The sequence below is a fragment of the Desulfarculus baarsii DSM 2075 genome, assembly GCF_000143965.1.
GTDB classification, from domain to species: Bacteria; Desulfobacterota; Desulfarculia; order Desulfarculales; family Desulfarculaceae; genus Desulfarculus; species Desulfarculus baarsii.
Genome location: NC_014365.1, coordinates 826,528 through 849,793, shown reverse-complemented (window position 1 = coordinate 849,793; position 23,266 = coordinate 826,528). Strand labels below are relative to the sequence as shown.

General features: G+C 66.7%; 25 protein-coding genes, 1 tRNA gene and 1 pseudogene. All 27 read right to left on the bottom strand.

The features are described 5' to 3' along the window. Positions 1 to 61: 61 nt before the first annotated feature. The 27 genes and pseudogenes from pssA to DEBA_RS03640 all read right to left on the bottom strand — a co-directional run bounded on the left by pssA (position 62) and on the right by DEBA_RS03640 (position 23,243). Entirely contained in the window at positions 62 to 853 is a 792-nt protein-coding gene (gene pssA, locus DEBA_RS03770; protein ID WP_013257579.1) for a CDP-diacylglycerol--serine O-phosphatidyltransferase, read from the bottom strand. A 1-nt stretch (position 854) separates the two neighbouring features. Then, positions 855 to 1,499, bottom strand: coding sequence for a phosphatidylserine decarboxylase family protein (locus DEBA_RS03765; RefSeq protein WP_013257578.1), 645 nt, complete (start codon positions 1,497 to 1,499; stop codon positions 855 to 857). Beyond that, complete coding sequence (locus tag DEBA_RS03760) at positions 1,483 to 1,722, bottom strand: DUF465 domain-containing protein (RefSeq protein WP_013257577.1); 240 nt, start codon at positions 1,720 to 1,722, stop codon at positions 1,483 to 1,485. The genes DEBA_RS03765 and DEBA_RS03760 overlap by 17 nt, the downstream gene beginning before the upstream one ends. Before the next feature lie 55 nt (positions 1,723 to 1,777). Next, positions 1,778 to 2,497, bottom strand: coding sequence for an SIMPL domain-containing protein (locus DEBA_RS03755; protein WP_013257576.1), 720 nt, complete (start codon positions 2,495 to 2,497; stop codon positions 1,778 to 1,780). A 56-nt stretch (positions 2,498 to 2,553) separates the two neighbouring features. Continuing rightward, entirely contained in the window at positions 2,554 to 3,258 is a 705-nt protein-coding gene (gene tsaB, locus DEBA_RS03750) for a tRNA (adenosine(37)-N6)-threonylcarbamoyltransferase complex dimerization subunit type 1 TsaB (protein WP_013257575.1), read from the bottom strand. 2 nt (positions 3,259 to 3,260) lie between these two features. Continuing rightward, entirely contained in the window at positions 3,261 to 4,337 is a 1,077-nt protein-coding gene (gene rseP / locus DEBA_RS03745) for an RIP metalloprotease RseP (protein ID WP_013257574.1), read from the bottom strand. Positions 4,338 to 4,343: 6 nt separating this feature from the next. Then, on the bottom strand, positions 4,344 to 5,510 hold the full coding sequence (locus DEBA_RS03740; protein ID WP_013257573.1) for a 1-deoxy-D-xylulose-5-phosphate reductoisomerase: 1,167 nt from the start codon (positions 5,508 to 5,510) through the stop codon (positions 4,344 to 4,346). Beyond that, the gene (locus DEBA_RS03735; protein WP_013257572.1) at positions 5,507 to 6,334 is read right to left on the bottom strand and encodes a phosphatidate cytidylyltransferase; all 828 of its coding nucleotides are present in this window, start codon (positions 6,332 to 6,334) and stop codon (positions 5,507 to 5,509) included. Before DEBA_RS03735 ends, DEBA_RS03740 begins: the two co-directional genes overlap by 4 nt. Continuing rightward, positions 6,324 to 7,103 carry an isoprenyl transferase gene (locus DEBA_RS03730; RefSeq protein WP_013257571.1) on the bottom strand — a complete coding sequence of 260 codons (780 nt, stop codon included), beginning with the start codon at positions 7,101 to 7,103 and terminating at the stop codon, positions 6,324 to 6,326. Before DEBA_RS03730 ends, DEBA_RS03735 begins: the two co-directional genes overlap by 11 nt. Positions 7,104 to 7,131: 28 nt before the next feature. Further along, positions 7,132 to 7,695, bottom strand: a complete 564-nt coding sequence (gene frr / locus DEBA_RS03725; RefSeq protein WP_043813660.1) for a ribosome recycling factor — start codon at positions 7,693 to 7,695, stop codon at positions 7,132 to 7,134. Continuing rightward, positions 7,692 to 8,411, bottom strand: coding sequence for a UMP kinase (gene pyrH, locus DEBA_RS03720; protein WP_013257569.1), 720 nt, complete (start codon positions 8,409 to 8,411; stop codon positions 7,692 to 7,694). The genes frr and pyrH overlap by 4 nt, the downstream gene beginning before the upstream one ends. Before the next feature lie 148 nt (positions 8,412 to 8,559). After that, positions 8,560 to 9,159: a translation elongation factor Ts gene (gene tsf / locus DEBA_RS03715; RefSeq protein ID WP_013257568.1), complete on the bottom strand. Its 600-nt coding sequence runs from the start codon at positions 9,157 to 9,159 to the stop codon at positions 8,560 to 8,562. A gap of 92 nt (positions 9,160 to 9,251) precedes the next feature. After that, on the bottom strand, positions 9,252 to 10,073 hold the full coding sequence (gene rpsB, locus DEBA_RS03710; RefSeq protein ID WP_013257567.1) for a 30S ribosomal protein S2: 822 nt from the start codon (positions 10,071 to 10,073) through the stop codon (positions 9,252 to 9,254). Between the two features lie 176 nt (positions 10,074 to 10,249). Then, positions 10,250 to 11,524: a UDP-N-acetylglucosamine 1-carboxyvinyltransferase gene (gene murA / locus DEBA_RS03705; RefSeq protein WP_013257566.1), complete on the bottom strand. Its 1,275-nt coding sequence runs from the start codon at positions 11,522 to 11,524 to the stop codon at positions 10,250 to 10,252. Beyond that, entirely contained in the window at positions 11,517 to 12,392 is an 876-nt protein-coding gene (prmC, locus tag DEBA_RS03700; RefSeq protein WP_013257565.1) for a peptide chain release factor N(5)-glutamine methyltransferase, read from the bottom strand. Before prmC ends, murA begins: the two co-directional genes overlap by 8 nt. A 6-nt stretch (positions 12,393 to 12,398) precedes the next feature. Beyond that, entirely contained in the window at positions 12,399 to 13,484 is a 1,086-nt protein-coding gene (prfA, locus tag DEBA_RS03695; RefSeq protein WP_013257564.1) for a peptide chain release factor 1, read from the bottom strand. Between the two features lie 10 nt (positions 13,485 to 13,494). Continuing rightward, the gene (locus DEBA_RS03690) at positions 13,495 to 14,433 is read right to left on the bottom strand and encodes a DUF1385 domain-containing protein (RefSeq protein WP_013257563.1); all 939 of its coding nucleotides are present in this window, start codon (positions 14,431 to 14,433) and stop codon (positions 13,495 to 13,497) included. 131 nt (positions 14,434 to 14,564) lie between these two features. Continuing rightward, a pseudogene (rpmE, locus tag DEBA_RS18855) lies at positions 14,565 to 14,756 on the bottom strand (50S ribosomal protein L31); the annotation flags it as partial. 91 nt (positions 14,757 to 14,847) lie between these two features. Next, positions 14,848 to 16,101 carry a transcription termination factor Rho gene (gene rho, locus DEBA_RS03680; RefSeq protein WP_043815129.1) on the bottom strand — a complete coding sequence of 418 codons (1,254 nt, stop codon included), beginning with the start codon at positions 16,099 to 16,101 and terminating at the stop codon, positions 14,848 to 14,850. Between the two features lie 310 nt (positions 16,102 to 16,411). Continuing rightward, positions 16,412 to 17,035 carry a dephospho-CoA kinase gene (coaE, locus tag DEBA_RS03675; protein ID WP_013257560.1) on the bottom strand — a complete coding sequence of 208 codons (624 nt, stop codon included), beginning with the start codon at positions 17,033 to 17,035 and terminating at the stop codon, positions 16,412 to 16,414. Next, positions 17,032 to 17,985 (bottom strand): RluA family pseudouridine synthase, encoded by a 954-nt coding sequence (locus tag DEBA_RS03670; RefSeq protein ID WP_013257559.1) that lies wholly within the window; start codon positions 17,983 to 17,985, stop codon positions 17,032 to 17,034. The genes coaE and DEBA_RS03670 overlap by 4 nt, the downstream gene beginning before the upstream one ends. A 41-nt stretch (positions 17,986 to 18,026) precedes the next feature. Further along, a complete protein-coding gene (locus DEBA_RS03665) occupies positions 18,027 to 18,512 on the bottom strand; it encodes a CarD family transcriptional regulator (RefSeq protein WP_013257558.1) in 486 nt (161 codons plus the stop codon). A gap of 176 nt (positions 18,513 to 18,688) precedes the next feature. Continuing rightward, complete coding sequence (locus DEBA_RS03660) at positions 18,689 to 20,785, bottom strand: sodium-translocating pyrophosphatase (protein ID WP_013257557.1); 2,097 nt, start codon at positions 20,783 to 20,785, stop codon at positions 18,689 to 18,691. Positions 20,786 to 20,799: 14 nt separating this feature from the next. Further along, entirely contained in the window at positions 20,800 to 21,402 is a 603-nt protein-coding gene (gene pth, locus DEBA_RS03655; RefSeq protein WP_013257556.1) for an aminoacyl-tRNA hydrolase, read from the bottom strand. Between the two features lie 5 nt (positions 21,403 to 21,407). Continuing rightward, entirely contained in the window at positions 21,408 to 22,016 is a 609-nt protein-coding gene (locus tag DEBA_RS03650; RefSeq protein ID WP_013257555.1) for a 50S ribosomal protein L25, read from the bottom strand. A gap of 123 nt (positions 22,017 to 22,139) precedes the next feature. Continuing rightward, complete coding sequence (locus tag DEBA_RS03645; RefSeq protein WP_013257554.1) at positions 22,140 to 23,081, bottom strand: ribose-phosphate pyrophosphokinase; 942 nt, start codon at positions 23,079 to 23,081, stop codon at positions 22,140 to 22,142. A gap of 87 nt (positions 23,082 to 23,168) precedes the next feature. Continuing rightward, positions 23,169 to 23,243, bottom strand: a tRNA-Gln gene (locus DEBA_RS03640). Positions 23,244 to 23,266: the final 23 nt, after the last annotated feature.

The window sequence follows — 23,266 nt, the reverse complement described above, 5'->3', positions numbered from 1 at the left end:
CGTTTAGCTTAGATTGAAATCAGGGCTGACGCTGTTTGCGGCGCGGAAAGGCGCTGGCGAATCAGGAGTGGTCCGGCTTGTGTTCCAATTGCTCGGCCTGTTCCTTTTCGGCCTTTCCGCGCTCGAGTAGTCGGGCGCCCAAGGGGCCGCCGACAACGTATAGCGCCAGTAGCGCGAAGCCCATCACATAGGGCTGTAGCGCCACCAGGACGAATAGCAACAGGCAGGCCACCAAGCCGTTGAACGAACGCAGCCTGGCCAGGCCCAGCGATTTGAACGAAAGATAAGGGATGTTGCTGACCATCAGGAAGCTGAGGACAAAGACCATCGCCACGGCGACCCAGGCAGGGATCGGCTCGACGAGGCTGGTCTGGGTCCACATCATCACCGTGCCGGCCAGCATGCTGGCCGCCGCCGGGATGGGCAGGCCCACGAAATGCTTGGACGGCTTGGCGCTGTCGGACTGAACGTTAAAGCGGGCCAGACGCAACGCCCCGCAGGCGGCGAACAAAAACGCGGCCAAAAAGCCCAGCCGGCCCAGCGGACGCAAGGCCCAGACATAAAACATCACCGCCGGGGCCGCGCCAAAGGCCACCAGGTCGGCCAGCGAATCGTACTCGACGCCGAAACGGCTGGTGGTGTTGGTGGCGCGCGCCACCCGACCGTCCAGGCCATCGAAGATCAGCGAGGCGAAGATGGCCGCCGAGGCCACGAGGAAGTTGCCGTCGATGGCCTCGATCATGGCGAAAAAGCCCGAGAACAGACTGGCGGTCGTAAAGAGGTTGGGCAGGAGGTAGATCGCCCTCCGCCTGGCCTCTTTGTTGCTCCGCTTTGGTCTGCGCCTTCGCGCCATCTTAAAGTTCTCCGATGACCGTCAGTCCGGCCCGCGCCTTCTGGCCCTTGGCCACCAGCACGGCGGCCTCTTGGGGTAAATATACATCAAGGCGCGATCCGAATCTAATCATACCGTAGCGCGCGCCCTTTTGCACATTCTGTTCGGGCGCAAGCTCACATTCGATGCGCCTGGCCACCATGCCGGCCACCTGGGCCACCAGCACGCGCTGGCCACCCTCGGCCTCGAAGACCACCTCGAGCCGCTCGTTGGCCTGGCTGGCCCGCTCCAGGTTGGCCATGGCGAAACCGCCGGCGATATGCCGCATGGAGAGCACGCGGCCGCTCAGCGGCGCGCGATTGACGTGGACGTTGAACAGGCTCATGAAGATCGAGATCATCGTCAGCGGCTGATCGCCCAGGGATGGATGGCTGGCCGGGCCCACGTAGACCACCGTGCCGTCGGCCGGGCTGAGCAGTTGGTTGGCCGCGCTTTGGCCTTGCCGGGCCGGATCGCGGAAAAAAAACACCACAAAGGCGCACAAGCCCCACAACGGCGCGGCCAGCCACCATGGGCCCCAGGCCGTGGCCGCGGCGGCCAGCAGCGCCGCGCCCAGATAGTAGGGCCAGCCAGGGGCGGCCAGGGGGAACTTATCGATCCTGACCATTTTGCCGCCGGTGTTCGGCCAGGATGGCCTCGATGCGGTCGCGGCCGGCCAGCTTGATCTTTTGCAGGCGCTTGCGCTCGAGCTGTTCCTCGGAGGAAAGATAGACGCGGTGGTTGAAGCCCTCCAGCGCCGTCTCCAGTTCTTGATGCTGCTTCCATAGTTGGGCCAGCTCGTCGTTTTCGGCGACGAGCCGCTCCAAAAGCGCCAGGTCTTGCTGCTCCATGTCGATTCTTCCCAGCTTCCCGGCCCGTGGAGGGGCCGACATTCCAGCCCCGGCCTCAGCGGGTCAGGGCGAAGGTGCAGGTGACGGAGGCCTCGACCGCGATGCGGCCGGGGGTCAGTTGCGTGGGCGGCGCGGCCGCTCTGGGCGCGGCCATGGCCAGGCGCGCCACCGGGGCCGCCCCGCCCTGGCCGGCGGCGTCGGCGGACAAGAGCCCGGCCAGGCGCAGGCCGGCGGCCTTGGCCAGGGCCCGGGCTTGGGCGCTGGCGTCTTGCAGGGCCGCGGCTTGGGCCTCGATCCGGGCGGCGGCCTCGTCGGCCAAGCGCCAGGTCGGCCCGTCGATCTCGTTGGCCCCGGCGCCGACGGCGGCGTCGAGGGCGCGGCCCAGGCTCTGGGGATCGGCGCTGGTCAGGCGCAGGGTGTGAGCGGCCCGGTAGCCGGTCACCCGGTTGACCTTGGCCGCTTCATCCCATTGGGTCTGGGCCGACAGATCATAGCCGGCCGTCTCCAGCCGATCGCCTTGGCCCAGCAGATCCTTCAGCGCCGCCCGCACCTGGGCGGTCAGTCGGCTGTTCCGCTCGGCGGCCTCGGCGGCGGTGGGGGCCAGGCTGACCATGCCCAGGCGCAACACGGCCTCGTCGGCGGCCTTGTGCAGCACCGCCCGGCCGGTCACCGTCACCGTGGGCCGGGCCTCTTGGTCGCGGCCCTGGCCGGCCCAGGCCGGCGCGGCCAACAGCAGAGCCACAACCAACAATACGCGACAAACCACACGCGCCATGATCAAACCTCCTCGGGATCGTTCGATCATATCACGGCCGCCGGGCCGAGTTCACCTCATTCGACCAAACGATATTCGTCCAGCGGCAGTTGAAAACGCACCTCGGCGTCGGAAGGCCGGCAATAGCGGGCGCGCACGGCCTCGGGCGGCTGACCCTGGCCGGCGGCCAAGCGCTCCGCGCCCAACAGGGCCAACAAGCCCGGCCGGGGCAAATCGGCCCAGCGCGGGGCCAGGCGCAGGCCTTCGGCCAGCGCGTCGGCGGCCAGCAACCGCGCGCCCTCACCCACCAGCACGGCCGGCGGGCGCAGCAGCGGCAGCAGGCGTTGGGGGCTGATGGCCATGTCGTCCTCCAGGCGCGTCAAACCGCCCGGTTCGTCGCGGAAACAGGCGGCGTAGAGCAAACCGCGCCGGGCGTCGGCCAAGGCCCAGATCAGTCCGCCCGCGCCCACGGCCAGGTTTTGCGCCAGCAGGCGCAGCGTCGAGACGCCCACCAGCGGCGCGCCCAACCCCAGGGCCAGGCCCTGGGCCGTGGCCAGGCCGATGCGCAGGCCCGTGAAGTAGCCCGGCCCCACCGTCACGGCCAGGCCGTCGATGGCCCCGCGCGTCTGGCCGAGTTGGCCCAACAAAAAATCCACCGCCGCCAGCACGCGCCGCGAATGGGTGGTGGCGCTGTTTTGCAACAGCTCGCCCAGCAGCCGGTCGCCCTGAGCCAGGGCCACGCCGCCGGCCTGGAAGGCCGTGTCCAAGGCCAGGGTCGGCACGGCTAGGGGCCAGTCTGGCCGAAGATGCGCGCGATGTCGTTGTAGAGCACCAGCACCGTCAGCAACAGCAGGCAGAACACGCCCGCCTGCTGGATGCGCTCGCGCACCCGCGTGGAAACCGGCCGCCGGGTGACGGCCTCGAACAAAAACACCAGCAAATGCCCACCGTCCAGGGCCGGGATCGGCAGCAGGTTGAGGATAGCCAGGTTCACCGAGATCAGCGCGGCCAGGCCCAGCAGGGCGTTGAGGCCGTGGCGGGCGGCCTCGCCGGCCACCTGGGCGATGAAGATCGGCCCGCCCACGCTCTCCATGGGCACCTGGCGGGTGGCGATCTTGCCCACGCTGACCAGGATCAATTGGCTGGCCTCGATGGTCTGGCCCAGGGCCCGGCCCACGGCCTCCAGCGGGCCGAAACTCTGCGTGAGCACCTGGCCCGAAGGGGCCACGCCCACCTGATAAACGGTGATGACGTCGCCGAAGATGTCCTTGGTGTCGACGCGCTTGGGGCTCATGGCCAGTTCCAGGGCCTGGCCGTCGCGCTGGGCGGTGAGCATCAGCCGCCGGCCCTGGCTGGCCCGGATGGCCTCGCGCAGATCGTCCCACGAGGCGATGGCCCGGCCGTCGACGGCGCTGATGACGTCGCCGGGGCGCAGGCCGGCGGCCTGGGCCGGCATGCCATCGACCAGGCTGCCCACCTGGGCCGTCAGCATGGGCTGGCCCCAAAAGAGCGTGACCGCGTAGTAGAGCAAAAAGGCGAACAAGACGTTGGAAAGCGGCCCGGCGGCCACGATGGCCATGCGCCGCCAGACGCCCTTGTGGCTGAACGAACGGGGCAAGTCCTCGGGGGCCACCGGCTCGCCGGGGCTTTCGCCGATCATGCGCACGAAGCCGCCCAGGGGGATGGCCGAGAGGCGATAGTCGGTCTCGCCGCGTTTGAAGCCCGCCAGCCGGGGCCCAAAGCCCAGGCTGAAGACCGAAACGCCCACGCCCAGCCGTTTGGCCACCAAAAAATGGCCCAGTTCATGGACAAAAACCAGCACGCCCAAGACGAGCACGGCGCTGGCGATGGTGATGAGCATGCTTGTTCAGCTCCCGCGTCGATCCAGCCAGGCCCTGGCCTCGGCCCTGGCCCAGCGGTCGGCCTCCAGGATGGCGCCGATGCTGTCTGCCGGCAGGCCGGGATGACGCTCTAGGACGGCCTCCACGCAGGAGGCGATATCCAAAAATCCCAGCCGCCCGGCCAGAAAACGCCGCACGGCCACTTCGTTGGCGGCGTTGAGCACCGCCGGGGCGGCCTTGCCGGCTCGGCCGGCCTGACAGGCCAGGCCCAGGGCCGGAAAACGTTCCGGGTCCGGCTCCTCGAAGCTCAGCGCCGCCAGCTTGCCTGGGTCCAGGCTGGGGCCCACGGCGCGTAGCCGCCGGGGGTGGTTCAGGGCCAGGGCGATGGGCAGGCGCATGTCCGGCGGGCCCATCTGGGCCATGAAGTTTCCGTCGACGAACTCGACCATGGAATGGACGATGGACTGGGGATGGACCACGACTTTGATCTTATCGTAGGGCTGGTCAAAAAGCCAGTGGGCCTCGATGACTTCCAGGCCCTTGTTCATCAGCGTGGCCGAATCGACGGTGATCTTGGGGCCCATCGACCAGTTGGGGTGGGCCAGGGCCTGCTCGGGCGTGACCTTGGCCAGGGCCTGGCGGTCGAGTTGGCGAAAGGGCCCGCCGCTGGCCGTCAGCCACAGCCGGGCGACCTCCTCGGGCGCGCCGGCCAGCAGGCACTGGAAAATGGCCGAATGCTCGCTGTCCACCGGCAGGATCGTCGCGCCGCCGCGGGCGGCCTCGGCCATGACCAGCTCGCCGCCGGCCACCAGCGTCTCCTTGTTGGCCAGGGCGACGGTCAGCCCGGCCTTGACCGCCGCCAGCGTCGGCAACAGCCCCGCCGCCCCGACCATGGCCGAAACCACCACCTGGGCCCCGCAGCCGGCGGCGGCCTCCAGATAGCCCTCGGCCCCGTGCGCCACCAACGAGCGCAGGCCGGCCGGCAGCAGCGCCCGCAGGCGGCCGGCGGCCTCCTGGTTGGCCACGGCGACGATTTTTGGCCGAAACTCGATGGCCTGGGCGGCAAGGGCCTCCACCGAGCTGGCCGCGGTGAGGCTGACGATCTCGAAGCGCTCGGCCTGGCGGCGAACCACATCCAGGGTGCTTTGGCCGATGGAGCCGGTGGAGCCCAGAATGGCCAGGCGCTTTTTCACCACCAGATCACCCGGATCAGCAGAAACAGCGGAAAGGCGGTGACGTGGCCGTCGATGCGGTCGAGCACGCCGCCGTGGCCGGGCAGCAGGCCGCTGGAGTCCTTGACGCCGGCCTGGCGCTTGAGCGAAGACTCCAGCAGATCGCCGCCCACGCTGACCAGGCCCAGAACCAGGCCCACCAGGCCGCCCAACCACCAGATAGTGTCGGCCAGCCACAGCGCCGCGAAGGCCCCGCCCACCGCGAAAGACAGCAGCGCCCCGCCGATCAGGCCTTCGATGGTCTTGCCCGGCGAGATGCGCGGGGCCAGCTTGCGCCGGCCAAATTGATGCCCGGCGAAATAGGCCCCCACGTCGGCGGCGGCCACGCTGATGATGCAAAAGATCACCAGCACCCGGCCGCCGGGCAAGGCCGCCAGGGGCAACACGCAGGCCAGCAAACCGCCGCAATAGGCCACGTCCCAGAAACGGCGGGTCATCTTGTCCCAGGCCAGGTCCAGGTCGTCGCCGGCCAACACCGCCGCGATCGAGCTGGCCAGCAGCGCCACCAGCAGCCCGGCGGCCAACCCGGCCCCGCCCAACAGCGCGCACAGCGGCAAGGCCGCGGCCAGGCCCAGCGCGGCGAACTCCGCCAGGCCCCAGCGACCGGCCGTGGTCATGCGCAGCAGCTCGCCCATGCCCAGCATCGCCACCAGCGCCACCAGCCCGGCAAGCGCCGCCAGCGGGGCCAGCATGATCAGCAGCACGATGCCCACAAACAGCACCAGCCCCGTGGCCACGCGCAGGCCCAGGTCGGCCCAGCGGGATTTGACGGGCTCAGCGGCCACGAGCGGCCTCCTCCACTTGCTGGCCGGTCTGGCCGAAGCGCCGCTGCCGCCGGGCGTACTCGGTCAGGGCCTCGACCAGGGCGGCCTCGCGGAAATCGGGAAAATGCAGCTCGGTGAAGTAGAACTCGGCGTAGGCCATCTGCCACAGCAAAAAGTTGCTCACGCGCAGTTCGCCGCTGGTGCGGATGAGAAAATCGACATCGGGCAGATCGTGGGTGTACAGGCTGGCGGCCACGGCCGCCTCGTCGACGTCCTCGGGCCGCAGTTGGCCAGCGGCCACGCGTCTACACAAGCGGTGGGCGGCCTCGGTCAGCTCTTGCCGGCCGCCATAGGAAAGGGCCAGGGTCAGGACCATCTGGCGACCGCCGGCGGTGTCGGCCATGACCTTTCGCAGGGCCTGGGCGGTGGCCGTGGGCAGCTTGTGCAAAGAGCCGATGGCGTTGAGGCGGATGCCCTGGGCGAGCATCTCGGCCCGCTCCTGCTTGAGGAAACGGCCCAGCAGCTTCCACAGGGCGGCCACCTCGGCCTTGGGCCGGGCCCAGTTTTCCTCGCTGAAGGCGTAGAGGGTCAGGGCTTCGACGCCCAGGCGGCGGCAGGTGCGCACCACCGCGCGCACGCTTTCGGCGCCGGCCTCGTGGCCGCGCACGCGGGGCAGGCCCTGACGCTGGGCCCAGCGGCCGTTGCCGTCCATGATCACGGCCACGTGGCGGGGCAGGCTGCTTTTGTCCAGCCGCGACTCCAGGTCGCTCAGGTTTGGCTCCTTGGTCATCAGGATCGATCCACCCGCGCCAGCGGAGCTAGAACTCCATGATTTCTTTTTCTTTTTCGGCCAACGTCTCGTCGACTTTCTTGATGAAGTCGTCGGTGGTCTTTTGGATTTCCTCTTGGCCGCGGAAGGCGTCGTCCTCGCTGATTTCGCCTTCCTTCTTGAATTCCTTGAGCATCTCGTTGGCGTCGCGGCGGGCGGCGCGCACGGCCACCTTGGCCTCCTCGGCCATCTTGCGCACGAGCTTGGCCAAGTCCTTGCGGCGCTCCTGGGTCAGGGGCGGGAAATTGATGCGCACGACCTTGCCGTCGCTCTGGGGCGTCAGGCCCAGATCGCTGGCCAGGATGGCCTTTTCGATGAGCTCGCAGCTCTTGGGATCCCACGGCTGGATCACGATCAGCCGGGCCTCGGGCACCGAGATGCCGGCCATCTGGTTGAGCGGCGTGGGCTGGCCGTAGTAATCGGCGCGCACGCCGTCGAGGATGGTGGGCGTGGCCCGACCGGTGCGCACGCGGCTGAAATCGCGCTTGAGGGCCTCGATGGCCTTGTGCATGCGTTCCTTGGCTTCGTTTTTGGTGTCGTCGATCACGCTCATCCCTCCACGCGGGAGCCGAGCTGCTCGCCCATGAGCACCCGCCGGATGTTGCCGGGCTTCATCAGGTCGAATACGATGACCGGCAGGTCATTGTCGCCGGCCAGCGAAATGGCCGTGGCGTCCATGAACTTGAGGTGCCGGGTCAGCACGTCGTCGTAGGTCAGCAGCTCCAGCTTGTTGGCGCCGGGGTTTTTCACCGGGTCGCAGTCGTAGATGCCGTCGACCTTGGTGGCCTTCAAAAGCACCTCCGCGCCGATCTCCTTGGCCCGCAGGGCCGCGGCGGTGTCGGTGCTGAAAAAGGGGTTGCCCGTGCCGGCGGCGAAGATGACCAGGCGGTTTTTTTCCATGTGACGCACGGCGCGGCGGCGGATGTAGGGCTCGGCGGCCTGGGGCACGCTGATGGCGCTCATGACCCTGGTGGGCACGTCGCGCTGCTCCATGGCGTCTTGCAGGGCCAGCGAGTTGATCACCGTGGCCAGCATGCCCATGTGGTCGGCCTGCACGCGGTCCATGCCGCGGGCGCTGTCGCTGACGCCGCGGAAGATGTTGCCGCCGCCGATGACCACGCCAACCTGCACCTCGCAGGCCAGGGCCTGGACCAATTCATCGGCCACGAACTGCAGCACCTGGGGCGAGATGCCAAAGTCGGCCTCGCCCATCAGCGCCTCGCCGCTGATCTTGAGAAGCACCCGATTATAGGCGGCTTTTCGCGCCACGAAACCCTCCTTCAGACATACTGCCGACCCCGCGCAAACGCGGAAACGGGATCGACGACCGCCGGGCGCGACGCACGTCCGGCGGTCGTTGGGTCATCATAGGCGTTCACGGCGAAAAACGCCAGCAAAGGCGGGCGACGGCCCGACCTCAGGCCTGCTCGCCCAGCACGAACCGCGCGAAGCGACGGATCTGCACGTTCTCGCCGGTCTTGGCCCGCAGTTCGTTGAGCAGGTCGGCGATGGTCTTGTCGGTGTCCTTGACAAAGGCCTGGCTGAGCAGACAAGACTCGGAGACGAACTTGGCCATCTTGCCCTCGATGATCTTGTCGAGGATCTTCTCGGGCTTGCCCTGCTCCAGGGCCTGCTGGCGGTAGATGGCCCGCTCGCGCTCGACCACGGCCGGGTCCAGTTGTTCCTCGGAGACGCACAGCGGGTTGACCGCGGCGATGTGCATGGCCACGTCGCGGGCGAACTGGCTGAACTCGTCGGTCTTGGCGCTGAAGTCGGTCTCGCAGTTGACCTCGACCATCACGCCCAGCTTGCCGCCGGCGTGGATGTAGCAGGCCACCTGGCCTTCCAGGGCCTCGCGGTCGGCCCGCTTGGCCGCCACGGAAAGGCCCTTCTGGCGCAGCCAGTCCACGGCCTTTTCCATGTCGCCCCCGCACTCGGTCAGGGCCTTTTTGCAGTCCATCATGCCGGCGTTGGTCTTCTCGCGCAGCTTTTTGATGTCGGCGACGGAGATTTCCACGGTGTCACTCCTTATCAAGACCAGTCCCGGAGGCCGGCGCAGGCCGGTCCGGGACCAGGCGTTAATCTGAAAAAACGGCGCGGGCCGGGCGCTCAGGCCTCCGGGCCGTCGCCTTTGCGGATGATCTCGGGGCCGCCTTCTTCGTCGGCGCGGCCCACGGTCAGCCCTGGCACTTCCATCTGCATGTCCACGCCATCGGCGCGGGCGGCCCGATCGGCGCCGCGCTGATCGCGCAGGGCCAGGCCCTCCATGGTGGCCTCGGCGACCTTGGAGCACATCAGGCGGATAGCCCGGATGGCGTCATCGTTGCCGGGGATGACGTAGTCGATGTTGTCGGGGTCGCAGTTGGTGTCGACGATGGCCACGGTGGGGATGCCCAGTCGTTTGGCCTCGCTGACGGCGATGCGCTCCTTGCGGATGTCGACGATGAAGATGACCGAGGGCAGCCGGGTCATGTCCTTGATGCCGCCCAGGTTGAGCTCCAGCTTCTCCAGCTCGCGGCGCAGCCCGATGGCCTCTTTCTTGGGGTAGTTGTCGATGGTGCCGTCGGCGATGATGCCCTCGAGCCACTTGTAGCGGTCGATGGATTTTTTGATCGTCTGGAAGTTGGTGAGCATGCCGCCCAACCAACGGTGGTTGACGTAGTACATGCCGCAGCGCCTGGCTTCTTCCATGACGATGTCGGCGGCCTGGCGCTTGGTGCCCACGAAGAGCACGTCGCCGCCCCGGGACACGGCCTTGACCACCGCGTCGTAGGCGTCGCGGAAAAGCTTGACGGTCTTCTGGAGGTCGACAATGTGGATGCCGTTGCGCGCGCCGAAGATATAGCCGCGCATCTTGGGGTTCCAGCGGCCGGTGTGGTGGCCGAAGTGGACGCCCGCCTCCAGAAGCTGCCTCATGGTGACATAAGCCATCGGGTAGCCTCCTCTTTCTGTTTTGCCTCCGCCCCTTTCATCCGCGCGGCCATCACCGGGCAACCGGCACAGGGCCCGCGTCGGGGGGCGTGTGGGTTAAAAAATCGCACAAAGATAACACGGCCCGGCCGCCGTGGCAATATCTCCTCCACCGACCGGGGTCATTCGCACCCTTTTCAGTGCGCCTTGCCCGGCCCCGGCTCCGACTCGCGGCGCACCGTGGCCCCGGCGTTGATCAGTTTCTGGTCGATGCGCTCGTAGCCCCGGTCCAGGTGATAAACCCGGCTGATGTGCGTCTGGCCGCCGGCGGCCAGGCCGGCCAGCACCAGGCAGGCCGAGGCCCGCAGGTCGGTGGCCATCACCGGCGCGCCCGAGAGCTTGCGCACGCCCTTGACCACGGCGGTGTTGCCGCCGCACTCGATCTCGGCCCCCAGGCGGCGCAGCTCCGGCACGTGCATCAGGCGGTTTTCAAAGATCGTCTCCTGAATCACGGCGCTGCCGTTGCACAGGGTCATCAAGGCCATGAACTGGGCCTGTAGATCGGTGGGAAAGCCCGGATACGGCCCGGTGATCACACTGACCGGCCTGGGCGCGCGGCGGGCGCTGACCACCAGGCCCTTGGGCGTCTGCTGAAAGCGCAGGCCCGCCTCCTTGAGCTTGGCCACCACGGCGGTCAGGTGCTCCATCTGGGCGTTTTCGATGGTCAACTCGCCCCTGGTCACGCCGGCGGCCATCATGAAAGTGCCGGCCTCGATGCGGTCGGGCATCACGGCGTGATCGATGGACCCCAAGCCATCGACGCCGTCGATGGTCACGATGGAGTCGCCCGCGCCCTCGATGCGCGCCCCGGCCCCGTTGAGGGCCTGGGCCAGATCGACGACCTCGGGCTCGCGGGCGGCGTTGCGCAGCACCGTGCGGCCCTGGGCCAGGGTGGCGGCCATCATGATGTTTTCGGTGCCGGTGACGGTGATCAGATCAAAGGTGATCTCGGCCCCTTTAAGCCGCTTGGCCCTGGCCTGGACATAGCCGCCCTCCAACTCGATGCGGCAGCCCATGGCCTCCAGGCCCTTGAGGTGCTGATCGATGGGCCGCTCGCCAATGGCGCAGCCGCCGGGCAGGCTGACACGGCCCCGACCCGAGCGGGCCACCATCGGCCCCAGGGCCAGCACCGAGGCCCGCATGGTCTTGACCAACTCGTAGGGGCACTCGTCGCCCTCGGCGCGGGCGGTGTCGATGGTCAGTTCGCCGGGCCTTTCATCCACGTGGGCGCCCAGTTCACGCAACAACGCGGCCATGGTGCCCACGTCGCGCAGGTTGGGCACATTGCGCAGGCGGTTGCGCCCGCCGGTGAGCAGGCAGGCGGCCATCAGCGGCAAGGTGGCGTTCTTGGCCCCGCTGACGCGCACCCGGCCCACCAGCGGCCGGCCGCCCTCGATGATCAGCTTATCCATAGTCTCCCCTTTCACAGGCCAAGACCCGGTCCATGCCCGCCAGATCCCTCAGCAACTCGATGCGCGAAAAAATGCCCGCCGCCTGGGCCAGGGCCATCACGGCCGGCCCCTGTCCCGCGCCGATCTCCACCAACAGCCAGGCCAGCGGCCGCAAAAATGCCCGGCTGCCGACGATGATCGGCCCGATCACGTCCAGGCCCTCGGGCCCGGCCTCCAGGGCCAGGCGCGGTTCGTGATCGCGCACGTCCGGCGGCAGGCACGGCCACTCGCCGCTGGTCACATAGGGCGGGTTGGCGGTGATCAGATCGAAAAAGCCGCCCGTGGCCGCCACCGGCTCCCACAGCGGGCCTTGCAGGAAGCTCACGCGCTCCTCCAGGCCCAGGGCCTGGGCGTTTTGCCGGGCGTAGGCCAGGGCCTGGGCCGAGATGTCGCAGGCCAGCACGCGGGCCGTGGGCAGTTGGCTGGCCAGGGCCAGGGCCACCGCCCCGCCACCGGTGCACAGGTCGAGGATCTTGGGCCGCTCGGCCTGGGCCAGCAGGGCCACGCCGCGCTCGACCAAAAGCTCGGTCTCGGGCCGGGGGATCAGCACGCCCGGCCCCACGGCCAGCTCCAGGCCAAAAAATTCGCGCTTGCCACGGATGTAGGCCACCGGCTCGTGGGCGCGACGGCGCAGCAAAAGCGCTTTAAAACCAGCCAGTTCGTCCTTGGTCAGCGGCCGGTCGAAATCAAGGTAGAGCCCGATGCGCTCCAGGCCCAGAACCTGGGACAGCAACAGCTCGGCCGAGGATCGCGGCGACTCCACCCCGTGGCGGGTCAGGTATTCCGTGGCCCACTGGCCCAGCCGGCGGATGGTCCAGAGTTCCTCCATCGCCGCTCACGCCGCGGACGACTTCAGGGCCTCGGCCTGGAAGTACGCCACCAGATGGGGGATGATCAGCTCCAATTCGCCCACCAGCACCTCCTCGAGCTTGTAGATGGTCAGGCCGATGCGATGATCGGTGACGCGGCCCTGGGGGAAGTTGTAGGTGCGGATGCGTTCGGAGCGGTCGCCCGAACCGACTTGGCTGCGGCGGTTGGCGGCCAGGGCGGCTTGCTGTTCCTGCTCCATCTTTTCCAACAGGCGGGCGGCCAACACCTTGAGGGCCTTGGCCTTGTTCTTGTGCTGGCTCTTTTCGTCCTGGCAGCTGACCACCAAACCGGTGGGCAGGTGGGTGATGCGCACGGCGCTGTCGGTGGTGTTGACGTGCTGGCCGCCGGGGCCCGACGAACGGAAATAGTCGATGCGCAGCTCCTCGGGCTTGATGTCGACCTCCACCTCGTCGGCCTCGGGCAGCACCGCCACCGTCACCGCCGAGGTGTGCACCCGGCCCTGGCTCTCTGTGGCCGGCACCCGCTGCACGCGGTGCGCGCCCGATTCATACTTCAGCTGGCTGTAGGCCCCCCGGCCAGTGATCAGGGCGATGACTTCCTTGAAGCCGCCGGCGTTGGTCGGATGCTGGGAAAGTATCTCGGTTTTCCAGCGCTTGAGCTCGGCATAGCGCAGATACATGCGCAACAGCTCGGCGGCGAACAGCGCCGCCTCGTCGCCACCCGTGCCAGCCCGGATCTCCAGCACGACGTTTTTTTCGTCGCGGGGATCCTGGGGCAAAAGCAGCAGGCGCATGCGTTGCTCCAGATCGACCAGGGCCGTCTCGGCCTGCTCGACCTCGACGCCGGCCAGGGCGGCCAACTCCTCGTCGTCGTCGGCCATCAGCAGGCGGTTCTGCTCCAGCTCCTGCTCGTATTTGTTATATGATCGGAAACACTCCACAAGCTGCGAAAGCTCAGCGTGTTCCTTGCTTCGTTTCATGAAATTTTCCTGGTTGGCGACGATGTTGGGGTCGGCCAGTTCACGCTCCACGGCGTTGAAACGGGCTTCGACCTCCTCCAACCGGGCTTTCAGGTCAGGGCTCATGGCCATGTTTTGGCACCTACAGGACGGTAATGGACGATTTTTCGGCTCGATCGGTGGCGACGGCGGCTTTCAGGGCGCAGAGGGCGATTTCGATCTGGCGGTCATCGGGCTCGCGGGTGGTCATGCGTTGCAATTGCAGGCCGGGCCACAAAAGCGCGCCCCAGACGCCCCGCGCCCCCCTGTCGCCGGCCCGACGGATGATCTCGTAGGACAGCCCGGCGATGGGCAGCATCAGTCCCACCTTCAGCAGGATCTGCAAGGCCTGGTTGAGCCAGGCGGCCTCGGCCAGGCGTGGCAACAGCGGAAACAGCGCCGCGAAGAAAAAGATCGACACCACCAACACCACCAGGATGAAGGCCGTGCCACAACGCGGATGCAGCCGGGGATAGCCCCGCGCCGCCTCGACGGTCAACTCGCCGCCGGATTCGTAGCAATAGATGGCCTTGTGCTCGGCGCCGTGATACTCGAAAACACGCTTGATATCGGGCATCAGGGCAATGGCCCAGATATAGGCCAAAAACAGCCCGACCTTGATCACGCCGTCGATCAGATGAAACCAGAGGCTGGTCTCGTCAAAACCCGTGGCCGACAGGCGGCCCAACCACAGTGCGGCCAGGTGGGGCAAGGCCACGAACAGGCCCACGCCCACCACCACCGCCACCAGCATGGTCAGGGCCATGGCCCAGGGGCTCACCGGCTCGCCTTCGTCTTCCATGGCCTGCTGGGCCGAAAACGAAAGGGCCTTCATGCCCAGGACCAGGGTCTCGCCCAGGATCACCGGCCCGCGCAGAAACGGCCAGCCCAGGGCCGGCCAGCGGCGGGCCAGTCCGTTGAAGGGATCGTTTTTGACCAAAATCTGGCCATCGGGACGGCGCACGGCCACGCAGAGCCTCTCGGGCGCTTTCATCATCACGCCCTCGATGACCGCCTGGCCGCCCACCGCTGCCGGTTTCATGGCTCGCACCCGATATGCAATGGCCTCTAGGCCTCGGCCCCTTCGGCCTCGCGCCGCTTGGCGTCGGCCTCGGCCTTGGCCAGACGTTCGGCCTCGAGCTCTTCGGCCTTGCCGCTGTACTGCTGCAAGTGAGCGTATTTTTTATAGAAACGCTCGACGCGGCCGGCCGAGTCCACCAGCTTCTGCTTGCCGGTGAAGAACGGATGGCAGGCCGCGCAGATCTCCACGCGGATGGCCCCCTTGGTAGAGCCCGAGATGAACTCGTTGCCGCAGGCGCACTGCACCTTGACCATGTTGTACTTGGGATGGATATCGTTTTTCATCACAGTCTCCAAAGACCGGGTTTGTCCAGAAGTGGAATTATAGCGCCGCCCGGCCACATTTCAACAGCAAACCCGCCCCGCCTCCGGCCGCCTAACGGCTCATGGAGTCGAGGAATTCGGTGTTGGATTTGGTGCCCTGCAGTTTTTCCAGCAAAAACTCCATGGAGTCCACCGCCGTCAGCGGGCCCAGGAGCTTGCGCAGGATCCAGATGCGGTTGAGGTCGGACTCGGGCAGGAGCAGCTCTTCCTTGCGCGTGCCAGAGCGGTTGATGTCGATGGCCGGGAAGACGCGCTTGTCGCTGAGCTTGCGGTCGAGGTGGATCTCCATGTTGCCGGTGCCCTTGAACTCCTCGAAAATGACCTCGTCCATGCGGCTGCCGGTCTCGATGAGGGCGGTGGCGATGATGGTCAGGCTGCCGCCGTCCTCGATGTTGCGGGCCGCGCCGAAAAAGCGCTTGGGCCGATGGAGGGCGTTGGAGTCCACGCCGCCGGAGAGGATCTTGCCGCTGGGCGGCACGACGGTGTTGTAGGCCCGGGCCAGGCGGGTGATGGAGTCGAGAAGGATCACCACGTCGCGTTTGTGCTCGACCAGGCGCTTGGCCTTCTCGATGACCATCTCGGCCACCTGCACGTGGCGCTGGGCCGGCTCGTCGAAGGTGGAGCTGATCACCTCGCCCTTGACCGAACGCTGCATGTCGGTCACTTCCTCGGGCCGCTCGTCGATGAGCAGGACGATGAGCGTCACCTCGGGGTGGTTGGCGGCCAGGGCGTTGGCGATGTTTTGCAAAAGCATCGTCTTGCCCGTGCGCGGCGGGGCCACGATCAGGCCGCGCTGGCCCTTGCCGATGGGCGTCATCAGGTCCATGACGCGGATGGAGAAATTCTTGGGCTGGGCCTCGACCTCCAGGCGGATGCGCTCGTCGGGGTAGAGGGGCACCAGGTTGTCGAAAAGGATCTTGTCGCGGGCCACCTCGGGCGGCTCCATGTTGATCTTTTCGACCTTGAGCAGGGCGAAGTAACGCTCGCCTTCCTTGGGCGGCCTGATCTGGCCGCTGATGGTGTCGCCGGTGCGCAGGTTGAAACGGCGGATTTGCGAGGGCGAAACGTAGATGTCGTCGGGGCCGGGCAGGTAGTTGTAGTCGGGGGCGCGCAGGAAGCCAAAGCCGTCGGGCAGAATTTCCAAGACGCCTTCACCGTAGATGGCGCCGTTGCGTTCGGCCTGGGCGGTGAGCAGGGCGAAGATCAGCTCCTGCTTGCGCATGCCGGCGGCGCCTTCGATGTTGAAGGTGCGGGCCATGGCCGTCAACTCGGCGATTGGCTTGACCTTCAATTCGATGATGTTCATCCTGCCGCCGGAGGCGTCCACCTCGTAGGAGCCGTTGCCGTTGCTACAGGCTTCGGGGTTGACGCTGGGTGGCGGAGTGGCGGCGGCTTGGCGTTTGGCCGCGCGCGGACGGCGCTCCGCCGGTTTATTGGAGTTGTTTTCGGTATTGGACATGGCGATATCTGGTTAACTCGTCTGGGTTAGGATGCCGGAACGGGCCGGCCGTTTTGGATATTGCGGTCTGCCGATTTTGGGGCAGGGTCAGCACTGCGAACTATAACTACACGAACGGTTGAAACCGTTTTGCGTGGGCCGAATTAAAGGGATCGGGCTAAGTCCGGGAAGGAGCCGCGGTGGCCAGAGCGCATAGCTCTCGCCACACCGAGACGACCTGGCTTTGAGTCTTATCCATGTCGCCGGAATTGTCAATAACAAAATGGGCCAACTTCCGCTTTTGTTCAATGGGCATCTGCGCTTGCAGGGCCACGCGCGCCGCGGCCTCGTCGCAGTGGTCCCTGGCCATCAACCGGCGTAACTGAACCTCGGCCGGCGCGTAGACCAGCACCGTCCGCGCGAAAAGCTTGTCCCAGCCCACCTCGAACAGCAGCGGCACATCGACCAAGACCACGCCGCCGGGGTCTTGGGCGGCGTAGCGCTCCATGGCCTGCCCGGCCAGTTCGGCCACGACCGGGTGGACGATGGCCTCCAGCCGCTGGCGCGCCGCCTGGTCGCCAAAGGCCAGGCCGCGCATGGCCGCGCGGTCCAGATTGCCGCTGGCGTCGAGGGCCTCCGGGCCGAACTCCGCCGCGATGCGCGCCAACGCCGGGCCACCAGGGGCCACGGCCTGGCGGGCCAGCACGTCCGTGTCGACCAGATGTGCCCCCAGGGCCACGAACATGGCCGCCACCGTGCTCTTGCCGCTGGCGATGCCGCCGGTGAGCCCCACGGCGATCATCGCGACGCGGCCTCGCAGGCGCGCAGCACCGCGCGATAATCGGCTGGCAGCGGGGCTGTCACGTGGATGATTTGGGCGCTGATGGGATGCTCGAAACTAAGCACCACGGCGTGGAGCATCTGTCGGCCGGCCTGGCGCAGGGCCGCGGCCACCGGGTCGGGCAAGGCGGCGTCGCGGCGGCGCGCGCCATAGGTCTGGTCGCCCAGCACGGGGTGGCCGGCCTCGGAGAGGTGCACGCGGATCTGGTGGGTGCGACCGGTGTGGATGTTGACGCGCAGCAGGCTGGCCTCGCCGAAACTCCGGCAGACCCGCCACTGGCTCAAGGCCGGCTTGGTGCGCGATCCCTGGCTGGACATGCGTTTGCGGTCGCCGGGGTGGCGGCCGATGCCGCTGTCGACCCGGCCCCGTTTGGCCGGCCGGCCGTGGACCAGGGCCAGGTATTCCTTTTGCACGCGGCCGGCGGCGAAGCGGGCCACCAGCCCGCGGTGGGCGCGGTCGTTCTTGGCCGCCACCAACGCGCCGGAGGTGTCTTTGTCCAGACGGTGGACGATGCCCGGCCGCAACTTGCCGCCCACCTCGGCCAGGCCGCCGCAGTGGTGCAGCAGGCCGTGGACCAGGGTGCCCTCGGCGTGGCCCGGCGAAGGATGCACCACCAGGCCGGGCGGCTTGTTGATGATGATCAGGTCTTCGTCTTCGTGGAGGATGGCCAGGTCCATGGCCATGGGGATCAACTCGCTGGGCTCGGGGTCGGGCAGGCGCACCGCGATGGCCTGGCCCGGCCGCAACTTCTGCGCGGCCTTGGCCGCCTGGCCATCGACCAGCACCAAGCCGTCGCGCAGCAGGCGCTGGACCTGGGCCCGCGAAAAATCATCGCCCAACAGCCCCAGCAGGGCCACGTCCAGGCGTTGAGCCGCCGCTTCCGGCGGGGATGAAAAAAAAAGCTGGCGCATGGGGGCCGGATTCTGTGGGTTGGAAAAGGGCCGGTGGACCGTCAACAGTGGCAGAAGATGCCTTCCACCTGGGCGGCGACCACGTCCTCGGTCTGCTGCTGGGCGATGGAAAGCTCCTTGACCAGCAGGTTGCGGGCGGTGTCTAGCATCTTGCGCTCGCCAAAGGAAAGCTCTTTGTCCGATTTGAGGATGAACAGATCGCGCAGCACCTCGGCCACTTCGTAGACCGAGCCGGTCTTGATTTTGCTCATGTAGTCGCGGTAGCGGCGGTTCCATGTCTGGTTTTCGATGATCACGTCGTGGTCGCGCAGGATGCTCAGCACCTGGGGCACTTCCTCGGTGGGGATGATCGGCCGCAGGCCCACCGCGCCGGCGTTGGCCGTGGGCACCATGATGATCATGTCGTTTTCCAGGATGCGCAGGATGTAAAAACACTGCTGCGCCCCGCCGATGGTTTTTTCCTCGACGGCTTCGATCCGGCCCACCCCATGCGCCGGATAAACGGCCAGTTGACCCAGATCAAACATCCGGAACTCCCGCGGGCGGTTTTCGTAGGAATTGTAATGGACTTAACTTGTTATTGTAGCATCAAAAGCCCCGATGTCAAGCACCATATGTCACTGTCGTCACAAGCCAAGCGGAGCGCGACAACAAAAACGGGCCGGCCCGAAGGCCGACCCGTTTCAGGCTTTGCAAGCCAGGCTTACTTGAACAGGCCTTCGAGCCAGCCAGCGTGGCCGGCCAGGACCGGAGCCAGCACCAGCGAAACGATGCTCATCAGCTTGATGAGGATGTTCATGGCCGGGCCGGAGGTGTCCTTGAAGGGGTCGCCAACGGTGTCGCCGACGACGGCGGCCTTGTGGTTGGCGGAACCCTTGCCGCCGAAGTTACCGGCTTCGATGTACTTCTTGGCGTTGTCCCAAGCGCCGCCGGCGTTGGACATGAACAGCGCCATGAACACACCCATGACGGTGGCGCCCATCAGCGCGCCGCCCAGGGCTTCCTTGCCGAAGATGAAGCCGACGAGGACCGGAACGACCACGGCCATGATGCCGGGGGCGATCATTTCCTTCAGGGCCGCGCCGGTGGCGATGGAGACGCAAGTGGCGCTATCGGGCTCGGCGCCTTCCTTGCCTTCCAACAGGCCCGGGATCTCGCGGAACTGACGACGGATTTCCTCGACCATCTGGAAGGCGGCCTTGCCGACCGAGGTCATGGTCATGGCGGCGGCCAGCATGGGCACGATGGCGCCGATGAACACGCCGATGACGACGATGGGCTTGGTGATGTTGATGCCGATGGCGGTCAGGCCGGCGCTCTGGCCGTAGGCCGAGAACAGGGCCAGGGCGGTCAGGGCGGCGGAGCCGATGGCGAAGCCCTTGCCGATGGCGGCGGTGGTGTTGCCCAGGGCGTCCAGGCTGTCGGTGATCTTACGGGTCTCCGGCCCAAGGCCGGCCATCTCGGAGATGCCGCCGGCGTTGTCGGCGATGGGGCCATAGGCGTCGACGGTCATGGTCACGCCGACGGTGGCCAGCATGCCAACCGCGCTGAGGCCGATGCCGAACATGCCGGCCAGGGCGTAGCTGACGAAGATGGCCACGCAGATGCCCAGGATCGGCAGGTAGGTCGAGCGCATGCCCACGGCCAGACCGGTGATGACCACGGTGGCCGGGCCGGTCTCGGAGTTTTCAGCGATATAGTGCACGGGGGCCTTGGCGGTGTAGTACTCGGCGATCTTGCCGATGATCATGCCCACCACCAGACCGCTGATGATGGCCCACCAGGGGTTGGCGTTCATGCCCAGGCCCTTGATGATGAACCAGCACAGCACGGCGAAAATGGCGCCGGCCACGAAGGTGGTGTTGTGCAGGGCGTGCGCCGGGTCGCCTTTTTCGAAGACCTTGATGGACAAAACGCCCACGAACGACGAAACCAGACCGGCCATGACCACCAAAAGCGGCAGGACCATCATGGTCATGTTGGTGCCAGCCACGCCCTCGGGGAAGATCTTGAGCACTTCGGGGGCGGTCATGACGCTGGTGGCGGCGATGGCGATGGTGGCGATGACCGAGCCCACGTAGGACTCGAAGATGTCGGCGCCCATGCCGGCGATGTCGCCGACGTTGTCACCCACGTTGTCGGCGATGACGCCGGGGTTGCGGGGGTCGTCCTCGGGGATGCCGGCTTCGACCTTGCCCACCAAGTCGGCGCCGACGTCGGCGGCCTTGGTGTAGATGCCGCCGCCCACGCGGGCGAACAGGGCGATGGAGCTGGCGCCCATGGCGAAGCCGTTGATGGCCTCAAAGGCCTTCAGGTAGGCGGCCATGTCGGCGGAGTCGCCGCCCATGAAATAGTCGAACCACAGGCCCACGCCCAGCAGGCCCAGGCTGGCCACGGCCAAGCCCATGACCGAACCGCTGAAGTAGGAGACGTTCAGGGCCTTGGCCTGACCGAACTCGTTGGCGGCGGCGGCGGTGCGGCTGTTGCCGCGGGTGGCGGCGGTCATGCCCGAGTAGCCGGCGGCCACCGAGCACAGGGCGCCGGAGGCGAAGCAGACGGCGGTCATGATGCCGGTCTGCCACCACAGCAGGGCGAAGACCACGGCCGCGAAGATCACCAGGAGCGAGTACTCCTTCTTCAGGAAGGCCATGGCGCCTTCGTGGATCTGAGCTTCCAGTTTCTGCATCAACGGGTTGCCGTTGGGCTGTTTTTTGACGTACTGGAAGATCAGAAATGCGACGACCAGGCCAACGACGGCCAAGGCTGGCGCATACGCTGTCAAACCACTCCAGAATTCCATTACCCCTCTTCCTCCTAATTCGAAAACGGTCGGTGGAACCTTTGCATGGCCTCGGCCAGACCTTTGCCCAGGATTACTTCCAGACAGTCGGCCGCGACCTGCACCATTTTTTGACCAAGCTCTCGCTGATCGGCGTAAAACCCATTCAGCACAAACTGTTCTATCGGCTCGTCGTGCCTGGGCCGCCCCACGCCGAAACGTAGTCTGGCAAATTCGTCGGTCCCAAGCAAGCTGATAATGGAGCCGACGCCCTTGTGCCCGGCCGCCCCTCCCCTGGCCGCGACCTTGAGCCGTCCCAACTCCAGGTCCAGATCGTCATGCGCCACCACCAGTTGCGTCGGCGGCAGCCGATAGTAACTCAGCAACGCGGCCACGGCCTCGCCGCTGAGGTTCATGTATGTCTGCGGCAGAGCCGCGATCACCGGCCGGCCCTCGACCAGCCCCTTGCCCCAGATGCTCTGGTGACCGCTCTTGACCAGCCCCACGCCGTGGCGTCGGGCCAGTTCCTCCACCACCATGAAACCGGCGTTGTGCCGGGTGGTTGCGTATCGCGGGCCCGGATTGCCCAGACCGACCACCAGCGCGGTCTGGGCCTCGGCCCTGGCGCGCCCAAACACGCCGCCTACTCTTCTTCGGCCTCGCCGCCCTCTTCCTCGGCGCCGGAATCGCCGCCCGTGTTGGGCGCGACGCAGGCCACGACCAGAACCGACTCCTCCGACACCATGGCCACGTTTTGCGGCAGAGTCAAGTCAGTACTGTGGATATTGTCGCCCAAATCCAGCCCGGAGATGTCGACCACCACCGCGTCGGGGATGTCGGCGATACGGCCGCGCAACAGCACACTGTAAAGGTTCTGGTTGATCAGGCCGCCCTCGGCCGCGCCTTTGGCCTCGCCCACCAACTCGATGGGAGCCTCGACGGAAATTTCCTCGTCGGCTTTGATCTGGTGAAAATCGATGTGGATGACCTTTTTGCCCAGGTAGTCGAACTGCATCTCCTGGAGCATGGCCAAACGGGCCGGCTCGTCGGCGACCGAAAGCGACAAGAAAGCCGAGCCGCCGCCCGATTGACGCAGGAGCCGATCCACCTCGCGGGCCTCGACCATCAGGTTCTCGGCCGGCTTGCCGGCGCTGTAGACTACGGCGGGAATCTTGCCGGCGGCCCGCATCTGGCGGGCGGCGCCTTTACCGGTGGTTTCGCGGCGGGCGGCCGCCAGCGGTATCTGTTTCATCTCGAGCAAACCTCCCCCGGCTGTCGCGGAACCCCGCGCCGGGATTAAGGGTGAAGTGACTATAATGTATTATTTCACAATTGGCAATCTTTTTAAGCGCCGCCCCGGCCAAGCGCCAAGCCGTTAAACGAACAAGGAGCTTACCGAATCCTCCATGTGGATGCGCCGGATGGCCTCGCCCAGGATCTGGGCCACCGACAGACTGCTGATCTTGCCGGTGTTCTTGGCCTCCTCGCGCATGGGCACGGTGTTGGTCGTCACCACGCGGGTGATCGAGCTCTCCTTGATGCGCGTCACCGCCGGGCCCGAAAGCACCGCGTGACTGGAACAGGCCCAGACCTCCTTGGCCCCGTGGTCGATCAGCGCCCGGGCCGCTTCGGTCAGGGTGCCGGCCGTGTCGATCATGTCGTCGAGGATCACCGTCATCTTGCCGTCGACCTCGCCGATGATGTTCATGGCCTGGGCCACGTTGGCCTTTTCGCGGCGCTTGTCGATGATGGCCAGGCCCGCCGAAAGCCGCTTGGCGATGGCCCGCGCCCGCTCCACGCCGCCGGCGTCGGGGCTGACGATCACCGCCTCGCCGCGCAACTGCGTGCGCAGATAGTCCAGAATCACCGGCGTGGCGAAAAGGTGGTCCACGGGGATATTGAAAAAGCCGCCGATCTGGCCGGCGTGCAGGTCCATGCACAAGACCCGGCCCGCCCCGGCGGTGGTGATCAGGTCGGCCACCAGCTTGGCCGAAATGGGCGCCCTGGGGGCCACCTTGCGATCCTGCCGGGCGTAGCCGTAGTAGGGGATCACCGCCGTGATCCGCCGGGCGCTGGCCCGTCGGAAGGCGTCGATCATGATCAACAACTCCATCAGGTGGTCGTTGACCGGCGGGCAGGTGGACTGAATGACGAAAACGTCCGACCCGCGGACGTTTTCACCGATTTCCACCAGAATTTCGCCGTCGCTGAAGCGCCGCACCACGGCCTGGCTGAGGGGCAGATGGAGATAATGGCAAATCTCTTCCGCCAGGGCGGGGTTGCTGTTGCCGGTGAAGACCTTGAGTTTATTGAACATCTCAACCCAAACCACGACGGGCGGTCAGCCGCGCGCCTTCCCGACGCGCCCAGTCCCGCCTGCCAACCTGATGATTTCGTTTTGTGTTGGCTGGGGTGGTAGGATTCGAACCTACGAATGCGGGTTCCAAAGACCCGTGTCTTACCGCTTGACGACACCCCAACCTGGTTCTTGAGCGGCTGTAG

Excerpts from the sequence above, each read along its gene's own strand:
- rpsB (WP_013257567.1), bottom strand. The coding sequence starts at position 10,073 with ATGGCTTATGTCACCATGAGGCAGCTTCTGGAGGCGGGCGTCCACTTC.
- prmC (WP_013257565.1), bottom strand. The coding sequence starts at position 12,392 with ATGGAGGAACTCTGGACCATCCGCCGGCTGGGCCAGTGGGCCACGGAA.
- rseP (WP_013257574.1), bottom strand. The coding sequence starts at position 4,337 with ATGCTCATCACCATCGCCAGCGCCGTGCTCGTCTTGGGCGTGCTGGTT.
- DEBA_RS03645 (WP_013257554.1), bottom strand. The coding sequence starts at position 23,081 with ATGTTCAATAAACTCAAGGTCTTCACCGGCAACAGCAACCCCGCCCTG.
- murA (WP_013257566.1), bottom strand. The coding sequence starts at position 11,524 with ATGGATAAGCTGATCATCGAGGGCGGCCGGCCGCTGGTGGGCCGGGTG.
- DEBA_RS03665 (WP_013257558.1), bottom strand. The coding sequence starts at position 18,512 with ATGTTTGATCTGGGTCAACTGGCCGTTTATCCGGCGCATGGGGTGGGC.
- DEBA_RS03765 (WP_013257578.1), bottom strand. The coding sequence starts at position 1,499 with ATGGTCAGGATCGATAAGTTCCCCCTGGCCGCCCCTGGCTGGCCCTAC.
- DEBA_RS03730 (WP_013257571.1), bottom strand. The coding sequence starts at position 7,103 with ATGACCAAGGAGCCAAACCTGAGCGACCTGGAGTCGCGGCTGGACAAA.
- rho (WP_043815129.1), bottom strand. The coding sequence starts at position 16,101 with ATGAACATCATCGAATTGAAGGTCAAGCCAATCGCCGAGTTGACGGCC.
- prfA (WP_013257564.1), bottom strand. The coding sequence starts at position 13,484 with ATGGCCATGAGCCCTGACCTGAAAGCCCGGTTGGAGGAGGTCGAAGCC.
- pssA (WP_013257579.1), bottom strand. The coding sequence starts at position 853 with ATGGCGCGAAGGCGCAGACCAAAGCGGAGCAACAAAGAGGCCAGGCGG.
- DEBA_RS03670 (WP_013257559.1), bottom strand. The coding sequence starts at position 17,985 with ATGCGCCAGCTTTTTTTTTCATCCCCGCCGGAAGCGGCGGCTCAACGC.
- DEBA_RS03690 (WP_013257563.1), bottom strand. The coding sequence starts at position 14,433 with ATGAAACCGGCAGCGGTGGGCGGCCAGGCGGTCATCGAGGGCGTGATG.
- coaE (WP_013257560.1), bottom strand. The coding sequence starts at position 17,035 with ATGATCGCCGTGGGGCTCACCGGCGGCATCGCCAGCGGCAAGAGCACG.
- DEBA_RS03755 (WP_013257576.1), bottom strand. The coding sequence starts at position 2,497 with ATGGCGCGTGTGGTTTGTCGCGTATTGTTGGTTGTGGCTCTGCTGTTG.
- DEBA_RS03660 (WP_013257557.1), bottom strand. The coding sequence starts at position 20,785 with ATGGAATTCTGGAGTGGTTTGACAGCGTATGCGCCAGCCTTGGCCGTC.
- DEBA_RS03760 (WP_013257577.1), bottom strand. The coding sequence starts at position 1,722 with ATGGAGCAGCAAGACCTGGCGCTTTTGGAGCGGCTCGTCGCCGAAAAC.
- frr (WP_043813660.1), bottom strand. The coding sequence starts at position 7,695 with ATGAGCGTGATCGACGACACCAAAAACGAAGCCAAGGAACGCATGCAC.
- DEBA_RS03650 (WP_013257555.1), bottom strand. The coding sequence starts at position 22,016 with ATGAAACAGATACCGCTGGCGGCCGCCCGCCGCGAAACCACCGGTAAA.